General features: G+C 33.9%; 22 protein-coding genes. 11 read left to right on the top strand and 11 right to left on the bottom strand.

The window, feature by feature from the left end:
- Positions 1-5: 5 nt before the first annotated feature.
- The 5 genes from AC2CGR_RS13885 to AC2CGR_RS13865 form a co-directional block, all read right to left on the bottom strand.
- Positions 6-1,016: an aldo/keto reductase gene (locus AC2CGR_RS13885; RefSeq protein ID WP_087966628.1), complete on the bottom strand. Its 1,011-nt coding sequence runs from the start codon at positions 1,014-1,016 to the stop codon at positions 6-8.
- A gap of 389 nt (positions 1,017-1,405) precedes the next feature.
- Positions 1,406-1,585 carry a hypothetical protein gene (locus tag AC2CGR_RS13880; RefSeq protein WP_087966630.1) on the bottom strand — a complete coding sequence of 60 codons (180 nt, stop codon included), beginning with the start codon at positions 1,583-1,585 and terminating at the stop codon, positions 1,406-1,408.
- Positions 1,586-1,660: 75 nt separating this feature from the next.
- Positions 1,661-2,008, bottom strand: coding sequence for a YxeA family protein (locus AC2CGR_RS13875; protein ID WP_087966633.1), 348 nt, complete (start codon positions 2,006-2,008; stop codon positions 1,661-1,663).
- Between the two features lie 195 nt (positions 2,009-2,203).
- Positions 2,204-2,794, bottom strand: a complete 591-nt coding sequence (locus tag AC2CGR_RS13870; RefSeq protein ID WP_087966635.1) for a DedA family protein — start codon at positions 2,792-2,794, stop codon at positions 2,204-2,206.
- Positions 2,794-3,372, bottom strand: a complete 579-nt coding sequence (locus tag AC2CGR_RS13865; RefSeq protein WP_071722111.1) for a class I SAM-dependent methyltransferase — start codon at positions 3,370-3,372, stop codon at positions 2,794-2,796. The genes AC2CGR_RS13870 and AC2CGR_RS13865 overlap by 1 nt, the downstream gene beginning before the upstream one ends.
- Positions 3,373-3,772: 400 nt before the next feature.
- Here AC2CGR_RS13865 and AC2CGR_RS13860 point away from each other — a divergent pair, with 400 nt between their 5' ends.
- Together AC2CGR_RS13860 and AC2CGR_RS13855 are read left to right on the top strand one after the other, a co-directional pair.
- Positions 3,773-5,002, top strand: a complete 1,230-nt coding sequence (locus tag AC2CGR_RS13860; protein WP_071722109.1) for a helix-turn-helix domain-containing protein — start codon at positions 3,773-3,775, stop codon at positions 5,000-5,002.
- 413 nt (positions 5,003-5,415) lie between these two features.
- Positions 5,416-5,715, top strand: coding sequence for a YolD-like family protein (locus tag AC2CGR_RS13855; protein WP_484480940.1), 300 nt, complete (start codon positions 5,416-5,418; stop codon positions 5,713-5,715).
- Between the two features lie 93 nt (positions 5,716-5,808).
- On the opposite strand, the gene AC2CGR_RS13850 is transcribed toward AC2CGR_RS13855, so the two are convergent.
- Both AC2CGR_RS13850 and AC2CGR_RS13845 read right to left on the bottom strand, forming a co-directional pair.
- A complete protein-coding gene (locus AC2CGR_RS13850) occupies positions 5,809-7,758 on the bottom strand; it encodes an ABC transporter permease (RefSeq protein WP_484480939.1) in 1,950 nt (649 codons plus the stop codon).
- The gene (locus tag AC2CGR_RS13845; protein WP_000859654.1) at positions 7,745-8,515 is read right to left on the bottom strand and encodes an ABC transporter ATP-binding protein; all 771 of its coding nucleotides are present in this window, start codon (positions 8,513-8,515) and stop codon (positions 7,745-7,747) included. Before AC2CGR_RS13845 ends, AC2CGR_RS13850 begins: the two co-directional genes overlap by 14 nt.
- Before the next feature lie 307 nt (positions 8,516-8,822).
- Here AC2CGR_RS13845 and AC2CGR_RS13840 point away from each other — a divergent pair, with 307 nt between their 5' ends.
- The gene (locus AC2CGR_RS13840; protein ID WP_087966642.1) at positions 8,823-9,695 is read left to right on the top strand and encodes an AraC family transcriptional regulator; all 873 of its coding nucleotides are present in this window, start codon (positions 8,823-8,825) and stop codon (positions 9,693-9,695) included.
- Between the two features lie 43 nt (positions 9,696-9,738).
- On the opposite strand, the gene AC2CGR_RS13835 is transcribed toward AC2CGR_RS13840, so the two are convergent.
- Together AC2CGR_RS13835 and AC2CGR_RS13830 are read right to left on the bottom strand one after the other, a co-directional pair.
- Positions 9,739-10,374, bottom strand: coding sequence for an SdpI family protein (locus tag AC2CGR_RS13835; protein WP_029440261.1), 636 nt, complete (start codon positions 10,372-10,374; stop codon positions 9,739-9,741).
- Complete coding sequence (locus AC2CGR_RS13830) at positions 10,371-10,643, bottom strand: autorepressor SdpR family transcription factor (protein WP_029440262.1); 273 nt, start codon at positions 10,641-10,643, stop codon at positions 10,371-10,373. Before AC2CGR_RS13830 ends, AC2CGR_RS13835 begins: the two co-directional genes overlap by 4 nt.
- Positions 10,644-10,851: 208 nt before the next feature.
- On the opposite strand from AC2CGR_RS13830, the gene AC2CGR_RS13825 reads away from it, so the two are divergent.
- The 6 genes from AC2CGR_RS13825 (at position 10,852) to AC2CGR_RS13800 (ending at position 19,424) form a co-directional block, all read left to right on the top strand.
- Complete coding sequence (locus AC2CGR_RS13825; RefSeq protein WP_000276737.1) at positions 10,852-11,547, top strand: response regulator transcription factor; 696 nt, start codon at positions 10,852-10,854, stop codon at positions 11,545-11,547.
- 2 nt (positions 11,548-11,549) lie between these two features.
- Entirely contained in the window at positions 11,550-12,572 is a 1,023-nt protein-coding gene (locus tag AC2CGR_RS13820) for a sensor histidine kinase (protein WP_087966644.1), read from the top strand.
- Positions 12,573-12,666: 94 nt separating this feature from the next.
- Entirely contained in the window at positions 12,667-14,640 is a 1,974-nt protein-coding gene (locus AC2CGR_RS13815; RefSeq protein WP_484480938.1) for an FtsX-like permease family protein, read from the top strand.
- Between the two features lie 80 nt (positions 14,641-14,720).
- Complete coding sequence (locus AC2CGR_RS13810; RefSeq protein ID WP_484480937.1) at positions 14,721-16,676, top strand: FtsX-like permease family protein; 1,956 nt, start codon at positions 14,721-14,723, stop codon at positions 16,674-16,676.
- Positions 16,677-16,695: 19 nt separating this feature from the next.
- Entirely contained in the window at positions 16,696-17,448 is a 753-nt protein-coding gene (locus tag AC2CGR_RS13805; protein WP_000393244.1) for an ABC transporter ATP-binding protein, read from the top strand.
- Entirely contained in the window at positions 17,445-19,424 is a 1,980-nt protein-coding gene (locus tag AC2CGR_RS13800; RefSeq protein WP_270184709.1) for an FtsX-like permease family protein, read from the top strand. The genes AC2CGR_RS13805 and AC2CGR_RS13800 overlap by 4 nt, the downstream gene beginning before the upstream one ends.
- A 50-nt stretch (positions 19,425-19,474) precedes the next feature.
- Here AC2CGR_RS13800 and AC2CGR_RS13795 read toward each other — a convergent pair whose 3' ends face one another.
- Entirely contained in the window at positions 19,475-19,669 is a 195-nt protein-coding gene (locus AC2CGR_RS13795; RefSeq protein WP_001290395.1) for a YjcZ family sporulation protein, read from the bottom strand.
- Between the two features lie 277 nt (positions 19,670-19,946).
- Between AC2CGR_RS13795 and AC2CGR_RS13790 the strand changes: the two genes are divergently transcribed.
- Together AC2CGR_RS13790 and AC2CGR_RS13785 are read left to right on the top strand one after the other, a co-directional pair.
- Positions 19,947-20,540, top strand: a complete 594-nt coding sequence (locus tag AC2CGR_RS13790) for a TetR/AcrR family transcriptional regulator (protein ID WP_071722093.1) — start codon at positions 19,947-19,949, stop codon at positions 20,538-20,540.
- Positions 20,541-20,587: 47 nt separating this feature from the next.
- Positions 20,588-21,259: a YqeB family protein gene (locus AC2CGR_RS13785; RefSeq protein WP_087966653.1), complete on the top strand. Its 672-nt coding sequence runs from the start codon at positions 20,588-20,590 to the stop codon at positions 21,257-21,259.
- A gap of 85 nt (positions 21,260-21,344) precedes the next feature.
- Here the strand turns inward: AC2CGR_RS13785 and gntP are convergent, their stop codons facing one another.
- Positions 21,345-22,670 (bottom strand): gluconate permease GntP, encoded by a 1,326-nt coding sequence (gene gntP, locus AC2CGR_RS13780; RefSeq protein ID WP_484480936.1) that lies wholly within the window; start codon positions 22,668-22,670, stop codon positions 21,345-21,347.
- Positions 22,671-22,696: the final 26 nt, after the last annotated feature.

The following is a 22,696-nucleotide window of genomic DNA, read 5'->3' as shown; positions in this document are numbered from 1 at the left end:
CCTTTTTATTTAACGTTAATTGGTAGTGGTGCATTCTCTGCAACTAGTTTTTGTTCACGCATTTCTTCCCAGAATGTTGCCGGAATTACTGTTTTCAATGCAGCTTGGTCTTCTGCAATTCGTTCCGGTTTACTTGCACCTGGAATAACAGCAGCAACCGCTGGATTAGCCAATGCAAATTGTAAAGCAGCAGCTTTAATGCTAATTCCATGACGATCTGCAAGGTTTTTCATTTTATTCACTTTTGCAATGATTTCTGGTGATGCTTTTTGGTATTCGAAGTGAGCTCCTCCCGCAAGAACACCTGAGCTATATGGTCCACCAACAACAATGTCCATATTGTTTTTTACAGCCGCAGGCATTACGCGTTCTAACGCACGCTCGTGGTCTAATAATGAATAGCGACCAGCTAATAAAGAAACATTTGGTTTTGCTTCTTCTAAATCCAGCATAAGTTCAATTGATTCTACTTTATTTACTCCAAGGCCCCAGCCTTTAATTACATCTTCATCACGTAATTGAGTAAGTGCACGGAATGCTCCTGTTCGAGCAATTTCAAATTGTGAAATCCACTCATCTCCATAAAAATCTTGTGCTACGTCATGAATGTAAACAAAATCTAGACGATCTGTTTTTAAGCGTTTTAAACTATCTTCAATAGAACGAAAAGTTGCATCTGCACTGTAGTCGTTGATGATTTTATTTTTACGACCAAATTCGAAAAGTCCGCCTTTTTCACCTAAATCACGTGTAGATGGATCTTCCAGTTCATCTGAAATAATTCGACCTACTTTTGTACTTAAGAAGTACTCATCACGATTTCTTTTCGATAATGCTTCACCAAGACGAATCTCTGCTAAACCAGATCCATAAAGTGGAGCCGTATCAAAGTAACGAACACCATTCTCCCAAGCAGCATCCACTGTTGCGATTGCTTCTTCTTCCGGAATATTACGGTACATATTACCTAGTGGTGCCGTACCAAAACCAAGTGTACCTTTTAATAAATCTTTCATGTAAAATCCCCTCCTAAAATTTATATAAAAATGATTAATTGATGTAAATAATGTGAAAAGAGATGACCGATCAAAGCACGATAGTTATGAAAAATAACATAGATGCTTTTGAGTTCTACACTACTCATTTCCCTCTCACGTATGTAATTATGTCTCATCTACAACACAATAAAAAGTACGCACTTTAAAGTGTTATAGATACTAATAAGTAACAATTTTATGTTTCAACGTATGTAGCTCCAAAATAAAATGATTTTATTTAAAAAATCCACTATTCTTGCGGAGATAACTGTAGAAATTATGAGTGAAACATAGAAAGTTGTTATGATTCTTCATTAAAAAAGGCAACAACGAACTGATATATGTTCGTTGTTGCCTTTTGACCTTCTTTAAAAGATTACATTACATTTCGAACAAAAAGGAGCAGAATTCCCTTTTCTAATTTTCGCATCACATTTTGGACAATATACGTATCGCTCTTCTATCTTTTGTCGTTCTATCATATGTAAAGATACTACCCTCATACTACACATGATTCCAATTAAAATAAGGCTAACAATGAGTAGCATAACTCTCATCCCCTCCATCCCTAAATTTTACCATAAAATAAAACCGATTCTCTAAATTAAGAATCGGTTTTATACTCATAATCCTAACTTTTCCTTCGCACCGCCAGGAATTTTATCTATCGTTACTTGCACTTTATCATGTAAAAACTTCCCTCTTGTAATTACATGCCAATACGAACCTTTCGGTAACTCATCAACCTCACTAATCCTAACTTCTTTTGCCTCACCTTTCTCATCATAAGCTTTCACTGTATACTCACGGCCTTTATTTCCACCTAATTCTTTTCCATCATTATCAACAATTGCGTAATGGTTCTCTAAATCAAGAAATGGGTTCATCTGATCTAATAGCTTACTACCACTTAATAAATATGCCGCTCCTGCCACAATAACAAGCATTGCTCCAAAAATAAATCTTTTCATCTATATTCCGCCTTTCATTATATTTTTCGATAAGACTTTTCTAAGTATAGAGAGCATTTCTTAATAAATACTCGTATGGTTTCTTAACTTTTTCTTAATGTTTAGTAATGTGCCATCAAGATATATGAAATTATATCGACTGACCGTAGAAACAATAGAAGAGGCTGTCCAAAATGCATTTTGGAACAGCCTCCTCTACTTACTAACTACCGCACTTCTTTTTACATAAAACAAACTGCCAATCAAAACGACAATCCCGCCAAAATACACGCCATACTCTATCGCAACTGCTACAATTCTTTCAATATGTTGTCCAAATAAAGAACCGAGCACGAAATAAATAAGTGTCCAAACAAATCCTGTCGCATAGGAATACAAAGCATATATCCGAAATGACATATTATTCATTCCAACTAAATACGGTACCATATGTCTTACAACCGGTATGAAGTAACTTGTGACTAACGCATAGTGACCATACTTCTCTACCATTTGTTGAGATTTCAAAAGATATTTCGCCTTTTTCTTTTTCATTAGTTTATCGAGTACTTTCGTACCAAATATTTTCCCTAATATATAACCTAAAGATAGCCCTGATACAACACCTAAATATGTTAATAAAAACGCAGGAATGACACTTAATATTCCTAGTGAAGAGACAAGACCACCGCTCATTACGATCATTTCATCTGGAATTGGCATACCGATAATCCCTAACCATAAACAGAAAAACAAAGCCCAATAACCGTATTGTTCAATATAAGATAATAATTCATGTAATTCCATTATGCATACGCTCTCCTTAGCTCTTTTTTACAGCTAAAGACGTACGCTGGTGGGAAATTGAGCCACACTTTCTCTAGCGTAATTTCAGGAAAGAAGTGCTGTATAAATCCTTTTTTCACCAGTGAATATTGAAATGTAATAAATTCACCATTCTCATGTATCGCTTCCATTACATTGTTTAAAATACGCTTTGAAACTTCTTCTGGTAAAGATGTAAAAGGTAATCCCGATAAGACGTAATCCACGCATTCTATATTGAACTCTTCCATATACTTCTTTATATTTTCAGCTGAACCGTGTACAACAATGACGTTCTGTTCATCTTTAAACTTTCTTGTTAACTCTTTGCAAAACACTTCATTAATTTCAATAAGAAGAAATATTGTTTCCTTCTTCTTTCTCTTCATAATTTCTTTCGTAAAGACTCCTGTACCAGGCCCTAACTCTACGATGCATTTCGCTCTATGAAAATCAATTACATCTACCATTTTTTTTGCTAATATTTTTGAACTTGGTGCAATCGCACCAGTATGTTTCGGATGTTTAATAAATTCGTGTAAGAATGTTATGAGTTGCATGTAACCATCTCCCCATTCGTTCAATAGTTTTTAACTTGTTTCTAAGTATAACTATCGTTTCTTAACAAAAATTGAGGAGATTTCTTAAGATTTTATGAAGAATGTACCATTCGTTCTTATGTATAGAACATTCCGTATTCTATATAAATATCTCTTTTATATTTATTAATTTGGTATAATGGATATAAAAAGAAATTTTATGGAAAGTACCATCACTACGTCTATTTTCATACAACATCTGAGGAATTTTATCTGTAAATCACCTTTCATTATTATCCAATATATGTAATCCTTTTCGTATAACAATAAAATTCAAATAATAAGAAATTTATACTTTATAGAAACGAATGTAGATCTAATTACTATGTGATATTTCAAAACTATTTAAAAGGAGAAAATAATGAATAATTCCATCGACATACAGCACTTATGCGATCTCGTGCATAGTACTTTTCATGTACCCGTCCAATTTTTATCTACTGATAGAAAAATAGTGTATGAATCTACTTCTCATACGATTGGTAGTCCTTTTTATTCTTCTAAAGACGAACATCTGAATGAAATTTATCAAGAAAATGCTCCTTGTAATTTTCCAATTTTCAAAGGGAATAAATATCTTGAGAATTTCATTAGCATTCATATAACAAAACATGAACATATAAAAGGCACAATTATAATCGGCCCTACTACTTATCCAAAAGTATCAGATGAAATGGCGATTAAACTTATGAAATATTTTAACTGTACGAATAACATGCAACAAGGAGTAGACTACTATCAATTTCTACCTGAGATTAAAAAAAGCACACTAATTGATATAAGTATTTGGTTACATTACGTCATTTTTAATGAAAAATTAGATCGCGATATTGTTTGGAAAAAAAATAAATTGCTCGAAGACGTTTCTTATAAAATCGTAAATCCTGATCTATACATTTCAAAACGTCTTCGGCACGATCCGCAAAATTATGACATATCATTGGAACGTAAATTTTTTTCTGCAATTAAAGAAGGCAATAAAGAAAAAGTTATACAATATGCATATTCCTTCCCGCAAGAAGATTCAGCAATTTCATCCAAAGGAGATCAACTGAGAAACCAAAAAAATAATGGCATTATCGCCATTACGCTAGCTATTCGATATGCGATAGATGGTAATCTTCCATCACATGTTGCTTTTTCACTCGGTACTTTATATATCCAAACCATCGAAAAACTAGATAACATGTATTCCGTAAACAGATTAATTGAAGATGCATTATGTACTTTCGCAGAACGTGTGAAGGAATATAATAATCAAGCATATTCTAATTCCATTACTACATGCCTAAATCATATTCACAAACATATTTACGATGAAATAACTCTCAATGATCTTGCTAACCTTTTACATATTTCCCCTACTTATTTATCAAAGCTATTTAAAAAAGAAGTGGGAATCCCTTTAAGTGAATACATTCAGAGAGAACGAGTAGAAGAAGCAAAAAAGTTATTAACATTAACGACCTATCCTTTATCAGATATTTGTGCCTGGCTTAATTTTAATGATCAAAGTTATTTCACAAGAGTCTTCAAAAAAATTACTAGTATGACTCCTAGACAATATCGTGAAAATCATACTGTAATATAAAATAAAACTTTAATCAGTGGGAGTTTTGCTCATCCCTCACTGACTATTAATCCTCCCTCTACCTAACTACTTTGCTTTCGCTGAATTTTGAGGTTAGGATATTAAGCGGTATAAAAATGCTTTCCTAATAGAAGGTGAGATAGTTATCATACTAACTCACCTTCATTCATTTATTCTTCTTCATCCAAATTCACCGTAATAAAGTTTTAATCCCATTCAAAAAAGTACAAAAATGACAAATAATTACTATAAATAAGTGAATGAATTTGATAATTTTTTAGTGCTAAGCAAATTCGACTCCCAATCAGACATAATAAAACTAACACAAGGTACTTCTGAATGATCAGTAGTAGCTACTTCCATAGTGATTACCCTTCCTATATAGAAAATATATTGTTAGGAGAATAGAAAGCATGAGTAGTACAAATATACCAAAATCGTTTCAATTGACTATTACGTCTAAACAATATGCTGACATGAAAGAATCGCGAAGAGTATCACCATATGATGATAGAGAAAGAATTGAAGATACTTTATTACGCTCATTCATTTCAGAAAAAGAAATATTGATCATTTGTTATAAAGATGGTTATTTCCCTACAAGCTATATGACTGTAATTGAATTAAATCCTTTGAAACGTTCTTTAATTTGCATAGATTCCTTTGACCGAAAACATACTTTTAGTTTCATCGACATAATCGATGCGCATTAATTATCTCTTCATTATAATTAGGTCGTAAAAAAAGCCATTCACCTCATAAAAAATGAGGTGAATGGCTTTTTTATTTTCTCGCAGCTTCACTTATTATTTCGCACTTACAATCTTATAATAAGAACGAACTGTTATGAAGTAATACCCAATATAAATGACACCATAGACTCCGATACTAATTAGAAGCGGAATCATAATTTCAAATGGTAGTATGTTCCCTAAACCTTTTAATGCAAACAAGCTGTGCAGGATTCCGATTACTAACGGAATGGCAAAGATAAAGCTTACTTGTTTTGCGATAGCTTTTTTCATTTCTTGTTTTGTGACCCCTATTTTGTGAAGTACAACATAACGCTCACGATCAGCATTTGCTTCTGTTAATTGTTTAAAGTAAATGATAGAACCTGTTGCTAGTAAGAATACAAGACCTAAGAACATTCCAATAAACATCATTAATCCTGTTCCTTCAAGCCCCATATGGAAACCAGTGTAGAAATCTCTAAATGATGGCACCATTTCTGATTCACCAGCTGGCATCACTTTTGTTAATTTTTCTGTTAACACTTTACTATCTTTCTCGTCTTTTACATCAATATTTTTTACAACGCGTGTTCCAAATGCTTGCTTCGCTTGTTCATACATTTCATCTGAAACGACAACAACTAATTCACCTAAATTTGTAATCGCAACGTCATTTGCACCTTGGATTTTTAATTGCTTCGTTTCGTTTCCAATTTGGAATACTGCTTTGTTTCCTTTATATTGTGGACTAAACTCATGCCCTTCCATATACGAACTATCATATATAATTGCTTCACCAACAGCTACATTCACTGTTTCTGCGTCGATTTTCTTAGCAAGTTTATTAAATTCCGACTGAGACATTAACTGATATTTCTCTGAAATTGTGTAATTCATATTCAGAATGAAGTCCACTTTGTCTCCTTCAAACTTCCCTTTTACAGGAACTGTCTCAATTTCAAATTGATCTTTGATCGGATGGTTTTTCTTCTCTTCTGCAAAAATCGCATTTACTTTCTTATCAAGCTCTGCATCTTTTTTCTCATAAGAATAGCTATATGGTGCAACTGCTTTTGATTGCGTAAATGTGTTGTAATACATCGTAACTGACGTACCAACCGCTGTTAATGTTACCGCGCTTAAAATAGAAATTGTCGCAAGTGACTTTGCATTTCCTTTAATACGATATAGTAGCTGTGACGTCGTTACCATATTCATACCGTTATAAAACGATGATTTATTCGTTCTTGCACGTTTCAATACGAATACTGTAAAGAACATAAATAGTAAGTACGTACCTAATACCGTTGCCAGTAAAATATAAAGTGCAACTGCCATAAAGTCTGCATATTTAACTGCCTTCATGAACATTAATGCTAAGAAATAACCTGAACCGATTAAGACAACTGAAATTAATGCCATAATGACAGATCCTTTTGGCATTGCTTCTCCTTCACGTTCTGCACGGAAAAGTTCAATTAACTTAAAGCGATAAATTAAATGATATCCTTGAAGTGATGTATACAAAATAATCACAAAGAAAATAAGTGCTGTATCAACAATGGCAGCCATCGGTACTTCAAAATGAACGTTTAAATTTAATCCCATCATATTTACTAATAACTCAAGGAATAACTTTGAAAGGACACTACCGATCGCAATCCCGATTACTAATGACATTAATCCCATTAACATATTTTCATAAAACAGCATTTTACCAATCTGTCTTTTTCGAATACCTAATAAGGAATATAATCCAACTTCTTTTTTACGTTTACGTGTAAAGAATCCGTTCGAATATATAATGAACACTGCTACGAAAATGATAAGCATCACACTTGAAACTTGGAATGCTCCGCTAATTTTTTTAGAAGCTTCCGCTGCTTTTTCCATTTGGGAATTGTACTGCAGTGCTTTAAATGTAAAATAAATAACGATACTAAAGATCATAGATGCAAAATATACAAAGTAGTCTTTAAAATTCCGCTGTATGTTGCGGAGGGCAATGCTAGATAAGGTCATCAGCCATACCTCCAGAAATAGAAGACATTACATCAACGACTTGTTGGAAGAACTGCTTACGCGTTAACTCGCCGCGGTGCAATTCTTTATATAACTCACCATCTTTAATGAAAATAACTCGTTTACAGTAACTTGCCGCAAACGCATCGTGCGTTACCATTAAAATTGTAGAGTTATCATATTCATTTAACGACTTCATACTTTCAAGTAAATCTGTTGCTGATTTAGAATCAAGTGCTCCCGTTGGCTCGTCCCCGAAAATCATACTTGGATTTGTAACGATTGCACGTGATGCCGCACATCTTTGCTTCTGTCCACCAGATACTTGATATGGGAACTGACTTAAAATATGATCAATACCGAATTTCTTTGAGATTTCAAGAACGCGGCGATCAATCTCACTCGCTTTCACCTTTGATAACGCAAGAGGTAACGCAATGTTCTCTTTTACAGTTAACGTATCTAATAAGTTATAATCTTGGAAAATGAAACCTAAATGATCGCGGCGGAATAACGCTAACTTATCATCATTCATTTTCACGATATCTTTTCCATCAATTAAAATTTCACCGTTCGTCGCATTATCAATTGTAGAAAGAACGTTTAGTAAAGTCGTCTTACCAGAACCAGAAGGTCCCATAATTCCAACGAACTCACCTTCTTTTACTTGTAAGTTAATACCTTTTAACGCTGCAAATTTATTACCACCCGTGTCATATACTTTTTCAATATTTTTTGCTTCTAACACTGTTTTCATCTCGACATCCCTCATTTCTTCTATTCTCTATCTTCAACTATATACACTCTCTACTCTTGCCACTATCGATGTTTCTTACACAAACATGACAGTTATGTAAGGCACATAAGTAAAGACATCAAAAAGTTAACGTAATGAATCAAAGTACTTTGTTACTATAACATTGGGATATCATGCCATCCATTCATTCTCCTTACAGGAACATTACAATTTTGTAAGGTACAAAATGTACCCTACAAAGTTGTGCACGAAATGTCGGATGGAGCTATTTCGTTCCTGCTATTCTATGTACAGAGGAGGTCATCATATGGATTCACTGAAAAATATGAATGCTGCAATGCACTATATTGAAAACAACCTAACAAATGAAATTAATTTTAAAGAAGTTGCGAAGCTAGCTTACTGCTCGGAATATCATTTCAAAAGAATGTTTTCTTTCCTAGCTGGCATATCACTATCAGAATATATTCGTTGTAGACGTCTTACTCTCGCTGCTTTTGAACTAAAAAATGGCGATGCAAAAGTCATTGATGTCGCTATCAAATACGGCTACAACTCACCAGATTCATTCTCTCGTGCCTTTCAACACTTGCACGGCATAACACCTTCAGAGGCCCGAAATAGTAGTCATTCCTTAAAAGCCTATTCACCAATGACCTTCCAATTATCTATTCAAGGGGGAAACGAAATGAACTATCGAATTGAAGAAAAAGAACCATTTCGAATTATAGGTATTACAAAACGAGTACCGATTGTATTTAACGGTGTAAATGAAGAAATCGCTTCTATGTGGAAAAGTTTAAATCAAGATTCCATTCAAACGTTAAAGTCACTTTCAAATGTAGAACCGAGTGGGATCATTAGTGCTTCTACTAACTTTTCTGAAGGAAGAATGGAAGAAAAGGGAGAACTCGATCACTACATTGGAGTAGCTAGTAAGGAAGATTGCCCAGAGCAATTCGCACAACTTGAAGTCGCAGCTTCAACGTGGGCTATATTTGAAGCTATCGGTCCATTTCCTGATGCATTACAAAATGTATGGGGGCGTATTTATTCTGAATGGTTCCCTTCTTCGAACTATGAACTAGCAGAAGGACCAGAAATATTGTGGAATGAACAAAAAGACGTAACATCACCAAACTTTAAAAGTGAAATTTGGATACCAGTTTTGAGGAAATAAAAAAACAAAGCTGCTCTTCCTAAAAAGGAAAAGCAGCTTTGTTTTACATTTTTAGTTCTTTTTTATAAGCGACATAGGAATATCCCATCGTTAATCCTACTGCACCAATAATAATTCCAACCATTATGAAAGATTTCCACGTTACTGGTACAAAAACACTTAAAATCATAATAATCCCTAATACAACAAACACCTTTCCGCTAAAACGGTGCGTTTTTCTCCATACTTCTTCGTTGCTTAACGTCCACGGTGTTTTTATACCTACAAAGTAATTTGGTTTACATTGTGGTAAATAGTTTCCGATGACTATAAATAAAAGACCAACAAGAATAAGCGGTGTACTATTCATTGGAATGTCATAGCCTAACCCCACTCCAATTACAAGCATATTAACTAAAAATAATAATACTACTACGCTATAGTTTATTATCATATAACCTTTAGAAAACTTATCATAATTCTTTTTCTTAGGATCAATCTTTGGAGTAATTGTTAATAAAACGTAAGTAAAAATCATAATCCCAAGTAACAACAACATTGCATTAAATTTGGAAGCATAACCATTTACACCTTCCATTCCCCAATGAACTGCCATTGTGTCAGGCAAATTCGGCCATGCATATGCCCAAGCTAAACCAGTTATAAGAATCAATATAATTGCGACAAGATGCTTTTTCATTTGCTCTCCTCCCCCTTATTCGTAAACGTAAATACCCAAGTTAACAAATCTTGAAATACAGTTGTATTTAAAGAGTACACAACGAATTGCCCTTTCTTTTCATCTTGAATAAGTTCAGCATTTTTAAGTGCGTTTAAGTGGTGTGAAATACTTGGTTTTGTCATATTGAAATGTTCAGCAATCTCGCCAGCGGTTAAATCGCCTTCTTTTAATAAGTCTAAAATTTTCCGCCTTGTTGGATCTGCTAACGCTTTGAATGCTTGATTCAATGTCTTTCTTCCTTTCACTAATTAGACATTTAGATATTTATCTAAATGTTAAAATGATTTCAGTTAATTGTCAATTATATACAAAGCCCTTTTTACTTTCTCCGCTTTTGACCTATACTGTTTACTAGCATATCTTTCAACATAATGAAAAGACTTGAAACACATGATACACTATAGCTACAATTGTTTATTTAGGAGGAATATACATATGTATAAAATTTTAATCGTTGAAGACGATCCAAATATTTCATCATTGCTACAATCCCACATTCAAAAATACGGCTATGAAGCTGTTGTTGCAGAGAATTTCGATGATATTATGGAATCGTTTAACGCTGTGAAACCACATCTTGTTTTACTTGATGTAAACTTACCAAAATTCGATGGGTTCTACTGGTGCCGCCAAATCCGTCATGAATCTACTTGTCCTATTATTTTCATTTCAGCTCGTGCTGGTGAGATGGAACAAATTATGGCGATTGAAAGCGGTGCGGATGATTATATTACAAAACCGTTCCACTATGACGTTGTAATGGCAAAAATTAAAGGTCAATTACGTCGTATTTACGGTGATTATGCGCCAAATATTTCTGAACGTATCGTTGAAGTAGAAGGCTTAAAACTATTCCCAGAACGTCCAGAAATTCATTTTGGATCTGAGCAAGTTCTTTTAACGAAGAAAGAAGCCATTTTAGCAGAAATGTTATTATCTAAATTCCCTCGTACAGCGAGCCGTGAAGATTTATTAGCTGCGCTTTGGGATGACGAGAGCTTCGTTGAAGAAAACACATTAAACGTAAACATTACGCGTCTTCGTAAAAAGTTCAATGAGCTTGGTATTGAAAATGCCATTGAAACAGTGCGCGGACTTGGGTATCGTTTTAACGCAACTTGGAGTGAATAAGCATGAAGCTATTTCTACGTGATCATTTTGCATTTTTTCTACTGTACGTATTAAACTTCGGTATCATCTTCGTTCTTTATGATGCAGTAGATGGATTTCAAAATAATAAATTTTACTTCGTCGTTTTAAGCTTATACTTATTTATTTGTTTCCTCGCTTACCGTTACGTTCGCAATCGTAGAATGTACCATAGATTAAGTGAACAACCAGAAAAAATGGAAGATGCGTTTATTGAAAGAGCAACTGCTCCGATGCCTCACGGTGTAAATGAACTCGTGCGCACGCAGTATCGTCTCTTCCAAAAAGAACTACAATCGTACGAAGTAAAACAACAAGAACATCAATTATTCATTAACCACTGGGTGCATCAAATGAAGACACCCGTTTCTGTTATGCAGCTTATGGTGCTCGAAATGGAAGATGAACATTTGATTCCGAAATTTAAAAAGGAATTAGAACGTCTAAACCAAGGGCTTGATATGGCTCTATACATGGCAAGGTTAAATAACTTCCATGAAGACTTCCATGTTGAGACGATTTCATTAAAAGATACGGTAACAAAAAATATTAATGGATTAAAAGAATTATTCATTCGAAACGGAGTTTTTCCTGTTTTAGAAGTTCATTCTGATTTAAAGGTTGCTTCTGATGCGAAATGGCTAAAATTTATTATCTATCAGTTAATGACAAATGCTGTTCGTTATTCTGGTGAGCGTGGAAAGAAAGTATTCTTATCCGCTTACCGAAACGGAAAAGATATTATTTTAGAAGTTCGTGATGAAGGTGTTGGTATTCCGCAAGAAGATATTCGAAGAGTATTCGAACCGTTTTACACTGGGAAAAATGGCCGTACATTCGGAGAATCTACTGGTATGGGACTTTATATTGTAAGTAAAATTTGTGATTATTTAGGTCACTCTGTCAAACTAGATTCTGAAGTTGGTAAAGGAACGACGATTAAAATCATCTTCCACAACGCTGCAAATAATCCAGCAGAACATGCGGAGAAGGTGACCGAAGCATGATCGTGACATATGCTAGCAAAATGTATGAGAACTTACTCTCATACATTTTTTGCAATAAAACTACGTATTTTCCTTCTAGCGGGAGGTACGTATTATGACATTTTGGCAGTTTGCCTTTAAAAATGTAACACGTAATTCCAGAGCTTACTTTGCTTATTTCGTAAGCAGTTCTTTTTCCATTGCTGTTTTCTTTTCGTTTGCTGTTTATTTGTTTCATCCTAAACTACAAAATTTTAGTATGCTCTCTGAAATTTCAGGATTAATGATTTTTTCAGAAGTTGTCATTGTCTTGTTCTCGTTCTTCTTTCTACTTTATTCAATCGGATCGTTTTTAAAAGTTCGGAAAAAGCAATTTGGTGTGTTAATCGTTTTAGGTATATCAAAAAAGCAATTACATCGACTCATTTTCACTGAAAATATGTTAATTGGTATTTTATCTATCTTTTTCGGCATGCAGTTTGGACTTGTCTTTTCGCAATTTTTCTTGTTAGTAACAGCGAAAATTACACATCTACCAGGACTATATTTATATTGGCCAACGAATGCTTTTATTTTAACAACAATTGTATTTCTTAGTCTCTTTATCGCCGTATCTTCATTTACACCAATGCTAATTCGTACGAAAAGGGCGGTAAACCTTTTAAAAACTAATAATAGTGGGAAACAAAAAGAAAGAAAACCATCCATATTCATCTCTCTATTTGGTGCGAGTTGTTTATTAGGTGGTTATATTTTAGCTGCAAATCCTAAATATTTCTTCTCAATAAACCCGCAAGTAGGCGTTATATATATGGTTTCAAGTATTTTTGTGATCCCATCACTTGTTACAATTGGGACATATTTTTTCTTTTCTCAAATTAGTTTCTTACTTATTTATATTTTAAAGAAAAGAAGAAAGTTTTATATGAAACGAATTAATATGCTGTGGATTTCGGATTTAGCAAGCCGCATCCGAACGAATATTAATATGCTGTTTATTGTAGCGATGCTATCTACAATTGCTTTCACAATGATTACTTTCTTATATGGAGCCGGAAAGTTTACAAAGCTAGAGGTTACGCGAAGTTCACCTTTTCCATTCTCTTATTTTTCTTATGACGCAAATCCTTTTGTGGACAATCATTTAAATTGGCTTGAACAACAATTACAAAAAGAGAATTTCTCTTATAAAAAAATAAAGACTGATTTATATGAAACACCATTGAAAGAAGATGAAGGTATAACAGCTTATAATGACATATATGCAATAAAACAAAGTGACTATAATAAACTCGCAGCTTCCCTACGAATGAAACAACTATTCATGAACGATAATGAAGCATATGTCTTAACAGGTAACGCTTATGTAACCTTATTCAACGAGTTTGAACCAAGTTACAATAGAAAGTCTATTACACTTTCTAGCACAAATACGCAATTACAAGTAAAGGGCTATGAACAAGCAGGGGCCATTCCATCTAACTTTTCATATCAAACTTTAATTTTACCTGACACTGTTGTAAACAACTTACCACATACAACAAAGCATGTAGCAGCGTACAATTATAAAGTACAAAACTGGGAAAAGACGTATAAAATTGCTGATGATTTTATACAAAAAATACAAAAAGATCGAGAAGAATCTCAATATGAAGGGGTTCTTATACGCTCCTATGAATCAGCAGGTTCATTATACAGAATCACATCTGGTAGTGCCACATACTTCCTAATCGGGACATTTTTAGGAGTTATTTTCTTCATTGGAGCTGGTAGCGTTCTTTATTTTAGAATGTATACAGATTTGACGAACGAACAAGAGAAATATATAACGATTTCTAAGATCGGTGTAACAGATAAAGAGATGAAACGATCTGCAACTATTCAGCTTAGCATTTTATTTTTCGTTCCATATGTTATGGCATCCATTCATACAATGTTTGCAACAAAAATGCTCCAAGATGTAATTGATCTATCACTATTCAAAGAAATTTCAGCTGTTCTTATTATTTTTGGCGTAGTTGAAATCGTCTTTTTCTTATTCATTCGTTCTTTTTACATGCAAAAGTTATCAGAGTATACGAATGGTTAAATTTTATGAATGTATTTAATAGGGGAAAAGGGTATCTCTTATATCCTTTTCGTCTTCATCCTACTAGGAGGTCTAGGTGAATGACATTTTGGCAGTTTGCATTTAAAAACGTCACAAGGAACGCCAGAGCTTATTTCGCCTATTTTGTAAGCAGTGCGTTCTCTATCGCAATTTTTTTCTCATTTGCAGTTTATTTATTTCATCCGAAATTGCATATGACAGACGTTAATTATGCTTTGAGCATATTAATGACAATTTCAGAAGTTGTCATTGTGTTCTTTTCATTTTTCTTTTTACTATATTCGATCGGTACTTTCTTAAAAGTACGAAAAAAACAGTTCGGGATTTTAACTGTACTTGGTATATCTCAAAAACAACTAAAACGACTTATTTTTTTAGAAAACATGTTAATCGGTATTCTTTCTATATTTTTTGGTATTCAATTAGGACTTGTCTTTTCACAGTTCTTTTTATTAGTTACCGCAAAAATTACGCATGTACCAGGTCTATATTTATATTGGCCTACAGGTGCTATCATTTTAACAATAGTAATCTTTCTCGGTCTCTTTATTCTCGTATCGTCTTTTACACCGATGCTCATTCGTACAAGAAAAGCGGTACGACTTTTAAAAGAAGGGAAACAGCAAAAAGAAAGAAAAGCATCCGTGCTCATCTCTCTATTCGGTGCGACATGCTTAATAACTGGATATGTATTAGCAGCCAATCCACTGTATTTTATGTCGTTAGGTGACATCATTGGGCTTTTATATGCCGTCTCTAGTATATTTGTCATTCCATCGCTTATTTCAGCTGGGACATATTTTTTCTTTTCACAAATTAGTTTTTTACTTATTCGTATATTAAAGACGCGAAGAAAATTTTATATGAAACGTATTAATATGCTTTGGATTTCTGATTTAGCAGCGCGTATTCGGACAAACATTAACATGCTCTTTATTGTAGCAATGCTATCGACTCTCGCTTTTACAATGATTACCTTCTTATATGGATTCGGGAAGTTTACAAAGTTTGATGAAATTAGGAAAAACCCTTTCCCGTTTACTTATTTATCTCATACTGAAAATACGTTAGCGGATGAACATTTAAACTGGTTAGAACAAAAATTTATTGAAGAGCACTTTACTTATACAAAATTTAAAACAGATATCTATGAAGTATCTTCATCTGAAGATAACACGCAGCTCTATTACGCCATTAAACAAAGTGACTATAATGTACTTGCTAAGGCTTTAAATTGGGAAACGCTCACGGTAAATAAGAATGAATCTTATATTCTTATGACAGACTTAGATGATCAAGTTATTGGAACGCTTCATAATAAAGACAAAAAAAATACTCTTACACTTACTCAAAACAATTTACAACTACAAGTGAAAGAATATAAAAGTTATAATCCATTCCCAAATCGCTTAATATACCAATTGCTCATACTATCTGATGAAAATGTAGAAGCATTATCCACCATTTCAAAACAAATGAGTGTATATAGCTTTAAAGTGTACGATTGGGAAAAAGCACATAACATCGGTTCGGCATTTACAACAAAAATTTATAATGAAAGTGAAGCGATCAAAGCAGAGCATCCTCCTTTCCACGCAAGTGAAGCGAGTGATTCTCTATATAAAGCAAAACTAAATGTCGCTTCGTTCTTCTTAATTGGTACTTTCCTAGGAGTTATTTTCTTTATCGGTGCTGGCAGTGTTCTTTACTTCCGAATGTATACAGATTTAACAAATGAGCAAGAAAAGTATGTAACCATTACAAAAATTGGTTTAACAGAAGCCGAAATGAAACGATCTGCTACAATTCAACTTGCTATTTTATTCTTTGTTCCATACATTATGGCATCGATCCATACGATGTTTGCGACAAAGATGCTACAAGAAATTTTACATCTCTCGTTCTTCGCTGAGATTACAGTCGTACTGATGATTTTTGGAACAGTTGAAATTTTATTTTTCCTTTTAATTCGTTCCTTCTATATGCAAAAATTATCACAACACATTAAGTTTTAAAATTAGAAAGGTGATTATTATGGAAGAAGTATTACACATAAAAAATGTCTCAAAAGTGTATGAAGGAAAAGTCCCTCATACTGCTTTAAAAAATATAAATTTACATGTAGATAAAGGTGAATTCGTTGCGATCATGGGACCATCTGGTAGCGGTAAATCTACGTTTTTAAACGTTATCTCTACCATTGATTCTCCGACTGCTGGTGATGTCGTGATTAACGGAAAAAAACCGCACACATTTCGTAGAGAGAAGTTAGCTATTTTCCGCCGCCAAGAGTTAGGATTTGTTTTCCAAAACTTTAACCTACTAGATACACTAACAATCGGTGAAAATATCGTACTACCTTTAACATTAGATAATGTTCCTTTAAAAGAAATGGATGAAAAGCTTGATAACATTTCAAAAAAGCTTGGAATTGATCATATTTTAGACAAGCGTATCTTTGAAGTGTCAGGAGGACAAGCACAGCGTACCGCAGTAGCACGTGCTGTTATTCATCATCCTTCCCTTCTACTTGCCGATGAACCGACAGGAAACTTAGATTCAAAAGCGGCAATTGACGTAATGGAGCTATTTACGAAATTAAATAAAGAAGAAGATGCAACGATTTTAATGGTTACGCACGATCCGTTTGCAGCAAGTTATTGCAACCGCGTCATTTTCATTAAAGATGGCGAACTTTACAATGAACTACACCGCGGGCTATACCGAGAGAAATTTTATCAAGAAATATTAGATGTTCTAGCATTATTAGGAGGAAGACGTGGATGACATTTTGGCAATTCGCATTTAAAAATGTCTCGCGTAATTCGAAAGCATATTTCGCTTATTTTGTAAGTAGTGCGTTCTCTATCATGGTTTTCTTTTCATTTACTGTATACGCGTATCATCCACGCTTACAAATTATAAATAAATTACAGGAACAAGATCCGCTCATGAACTTGGCTGGCATGGCACAGTTTGTTATCGTTTTGTTCTCGTTCTTCTTTCTCTTATATTCTATTGGGACGTTTTTAAATGTACGGAAACAACAATTTGGCGTTTTAACTGTTCTCGGTATATCTCAAAAACAATTAAAACGTCTTTTGTTTACTGAAAATATGATTATTGGAATACTAGCTATCTTTGCTGGTATTCAAGGCGGTCTTGTGTTCTCTAACTTTTTCTTACTCGTTACTTCTAAATTAACAAATGCAAAAGGTCTCTATTTATATTGGCCAACAGAAGCTATTATCGTAACAACAGTAACTTTTATTATTTTATTTTTCATCGTTTCTACATTTACACCGATGTTCATTCGTACTCGGAAAACAACACGATTAATTAAAAATAATAAAAATAAAAAAGATGAAAAAAGGCCATCTATACTCATTTCATTGTTTGCCTTAATTTGTTTAGGCCTGTGCTATTATATCGCTGGTTATCCGCAAGGCTACGTAACAGAAAAAAACGTACAAAATGGATCTGTATACCTTATCATGTTATCTATTTTACCGCTCGTAATAGTCGGAACATATTTATTCTTTTCACAGACGTTTCTCCTCTTTATCTTTATCTTAAAAAAGCGGAGAAAGTTTTATATGAAACAAATAAACATGTTATGGATTTCAGATTTAGCTAGCCGTACACGTAGTAATATTAATGTGCTCTTTATCGTTTCTATGTTGTCAGCACTGGCATTTACAATTATTACTGGGCTATTTGCTGCTAATAATAATACAAAAGCATCAACATTAGAACGATATCCTTTCCCCTTCACGTATACGTCCAAAGGTGAAAATCAATTGGAACAAAAACACATTGCTACAATTGAAACGGAGCTTACAAAGGCTAATTTTCAATACAATAAGCATAAGTTTACAGTATTACAAGATACTGCTTTAAAAGAAAACATTACTCTTATGAAAATGAGTGACTATAATTCACTTGCGAAACAGTTAAAGAGGCCGGAAATAACCCTTGATTCTACACAAGTTTATATTATTTCTCGTTACTCGCCAGAACTCGTAAATCTTGTATCCAATCCATTTGCAAAACAAAATACAATTACACTGGGATCAAATAAAACGGAATTTCATATTAAAGGATTTATTAATAAAGGGATCTTACCAGCCTTTAAATTTCCGCATGTAATTGTTGTACAAGATTATGTATTTGATAATATGATTCCTCATATTGAAACGACCAGAGTGTATAACTACTTCGTTGAGAATTGGGAAAATACAGTTGTTCCGACGAAAAATATGTTAAAACATATTCAGAAGGATACAGATATCTTCTATGAAGCATATAAAGATACAGAACTGGCTCCTTCTCCCCCGTTTGATATTGATACAGCTGCGGTTGATCTAAACTACAGTAAAGGGAATTCAATTGCCGCTTTCTTTATTTGGACATTTCTCGGCTTTATTTTCTTTATCGGAGCAGCTAGTGTTTTATACTTCCGTATGTATAATGACTTAACGAATGAAAAACAAAAATACATTACGATTACAAAGCTTGGATTAACTGAGTCAGAAATGTTTCGCTCCGCAACGATTCAGTTAGGAATTTTATTTTTTGTTCCTTACATCGTTGCTGGTGTTCACACGTTATTTGCGGTTAAGTTTTTACAAAGCATGTTTTCTTTCTCATTACTAAAAGAGACATGTATCGTACTCACCTTTTTCGGGATTATCGAGATTGTTTTCTTCTTCTTAATCCGTTCTCTGTACATTAATAAATTATCACAGCATATCAAAATATGAATAAAATGGCCTTGTGCGTATTGCACAAGGCCATTTTCAATAGTTTTTAATTAGCAGCAATATCCGCCGTAGCCACCATATCCGTAGCCGCCGTAACCGCCATAACCACAACCGCCTCCGCCACCGAAGCAGCTAGCACCGATGATAATTAATAAAATAAACAATACGATTAGAAGCGCAAAACCGCCTCCGCACCCATGTCTGCGGTTACAATCATCATGTCTGTGTTCACACTTTTCGCTCATTACTCTATTCCTCCTTTAGTATCATTCATAACAAGTTCACCTTGCTCTAAATGAGGGGATTCCATTTATATTATGTTTTCAGGGCGAATCGGAAGCTTGGCTTACTTAAAAACGGGCTTGTTTTAGGAATTGGGCTTGATCAATAGGCGAATTACCCTTATCAAGATGTAAGCATAAAGCATTTGACATACTTCTAATTTCTTACTAAAATTTAATTGAACGACCAATCAATTTTTTGATTATACATTCAAATTATAAAAATCAGGAGTTGAATAGCGTGACTGATTCTTTTATTGCAGAGGCTAGACGTGAACAAATTATTCTTGCATGTATTGATACATTAGAAGAAGTTGGATATAACAACTTAAGCTTAACGAAGGTAGCAAAAAAAGCTAAGATTAGCACTGGACTTATTTCTTATCATTTTAACGATAAGCTTTATCTTATGAATCGGACTTTACAATTTTTAGTTGATAAACAACATGAATTTATTAGCAATCGAGTACTATTAGCCCAATCTGAAATAAACAAACTAGAGGCTTTTATTGAAGCACATTTGGCTTATCAAGAAACTCATTACAAAAATAATATTGCCTTAATTGAGATTGTCTTTAATGCAAGAAATGAAGAGAATGTTCCTTATTACAGAATCGAAGACGACGAAGAAGATGATGCTCTTAGAACGATGTTATTAGATATTTTGAAGACTGGTCAACAAAATGGAGTGTTTTCTAACTCTTTCCGAATTGACACATTGGCTTCATTTATTTTAGGAGCAATCGAAGAAAGAATGCTAAAGGCAAATTCATCTATATCTATAGAAAATTACTCGGATGAGCTCATCAAAATGGTGAAGAAACTCACTGTTTAAATGCCCTGATTTTGAAAAAATATAGATTAAGAAAGGATGAACTACAAATGAAAAAGGTATCTGTCATTGGATTAGGTTTTTTAGAAAAATTACTTGCTATAGTAAGTCCAATCCTTTTAGGCATTATTGGATATTTTTCACCTAAATTAATAGAGATTATAAAAAAGATTCCTCTCTTTTCTGATTCAAAAATTATAGAACTTTTAAATTTTATTAACCCCTTCTGGCTTCCTGTTATCCTCATGTCAATTGGCGCTATTGCAGGAATTTTATTTTCTTTAATTATTTATAGTGAAGCTTTAAAAATGAACATTACTTCGGAAAGCATTCACGTGAATAAAGACGATCAAAAGAAGCAAATTACCAGGTCAAATGTAAAAGCCGTTTTTGTAGATAAGCGTCAAGTGGTTATCATTGATCAAGAAGAACGAGAATGGTTACGTGAAACATCTGACATTAATCCAAGCAAAATTAAAGATACTTTCGTAATGCACGGCTTCCCCTGGGTGGAACAAGATCCTTATAAACAAGAGTATAGCTTATGGAAATTAGAGGATGAGCGATTTAATAAAAGCATAAATACTATTTTGTATGAAAGACGAAATGCTCTTCGAGAAGGAAACTCGAAAAAAAAGAAGCATTTACGCAAAGATTTGAATGAGCTGGGAGTCTTTGTCAAAGACGATGGAGAAGATCAGTATGTCCGTTCCATTAAGTAATAGAAAGCACAAAAAAACGAATAAAGCACGCAGAGAAATTACATTTCCTCTGTGTGCTTTATTCGTTTAAATCGGCTCTTCTCTCCTAAATAAACATATTCAATAAAAGTGCAAAACCAAATGCAATAAATGATAACAATGTCTCGAGTACCGTCCACGTTTTAAATGTTTCCTTCACCGTCAAACCTAAATACTCTTTTACAAGCCAGAACCCTGCATCATTTACGTGAGAAAACATTAACGATCCTGCACCGGTTGCTATAACGAGCAATTCTAAATTCACACCAGACATGTGCTGAATAACTGGTGAAACAATTCCTGCTGCTGTCGTTAACGCTACTGTCGCGGAACCTGTTGCAATTCGAATTAATCCAGCTACCATGAAAGCTAATACGATTGGTGATAACGATATATGTTCTGCCATTTGCGCGATCGCCGTTCCAACGCCGCTTTCAATTAATATTTGTTTAAATCCACCGCCTGCACCGATAATTAAAATAATGGAACCGACCGGTAATAAACTTTCATCTGTTAATTTTTTAATCATCTTTTTATTAATTCCTTGTCTGATTCCAAGTAAATAAAATGCTGCGAAACATGAAATAAGTAAAGCAATTACTGGGCTCCCTATAAATACGAAAAATTCAGTTATCTTTTTCGGTAATGAAATATATGGTGCCACTACTGATAAAATCATCAATACAACTGGTAATAAAATAATAAAAAATGAAACTTTACGACTCGGTAAATCTGTTGATACAGTTGTAACTCGAATAAGCTCTGGTTCATTTTCAGGTATAACCCTCTTATGTACCCACTTTGCAAATATCGGTCCTGCAATAATAGCTGTTGGTAACGCGATAATTAATGAATATAAAAGCACCTTTCCTAAGTTCGCGTTATAAATGCCGATTGCTGTCATGGCACCTGGATGTGGTGGCACTAGTCCATGCACGATAGATAATCCCGCAATAACAGGTAACGCAATTAATAATATATTTTGTTTCGTCGTTTTTCGAATGGAAATAACAAGTGGTAATAAAATGACAATCCCCACTTCAAAAAATACGGGAATCCCTATAACAAATCCTGCAAATAACATAGCCCAAGGTAGTTTCTTTACACCAAAAAATCGAATAAAGAAATCTGCAACTTGCATGCCTGCCCCTGAATCAGACATCATTTTCCCTAATATAGTTCCAAGTGCCAAAATACCAACTAAATGCCCTAGTACACTACCAACACCAGTTTCATAGGCAGCCACTATTTTCGTTAAGTTCAGTCCAGACATAATAGCTAAAAATAAACTCGCAACTGTTAAACTAATAAATGCATGCCATTTCCACCATGATACCCCTAAAATAACAATCGCAATTGCAAGTAACGTGACGATTAATAAGTATATATCCATCTCTCATTCCCCTTACTTTATAAAAA

The organism is Bacillus sp. LSHTCR4 (genome assembly GCF_057197025.1).
This window is presented reverse-complemented; position numbering and strand designations above follow the sequence as displayed.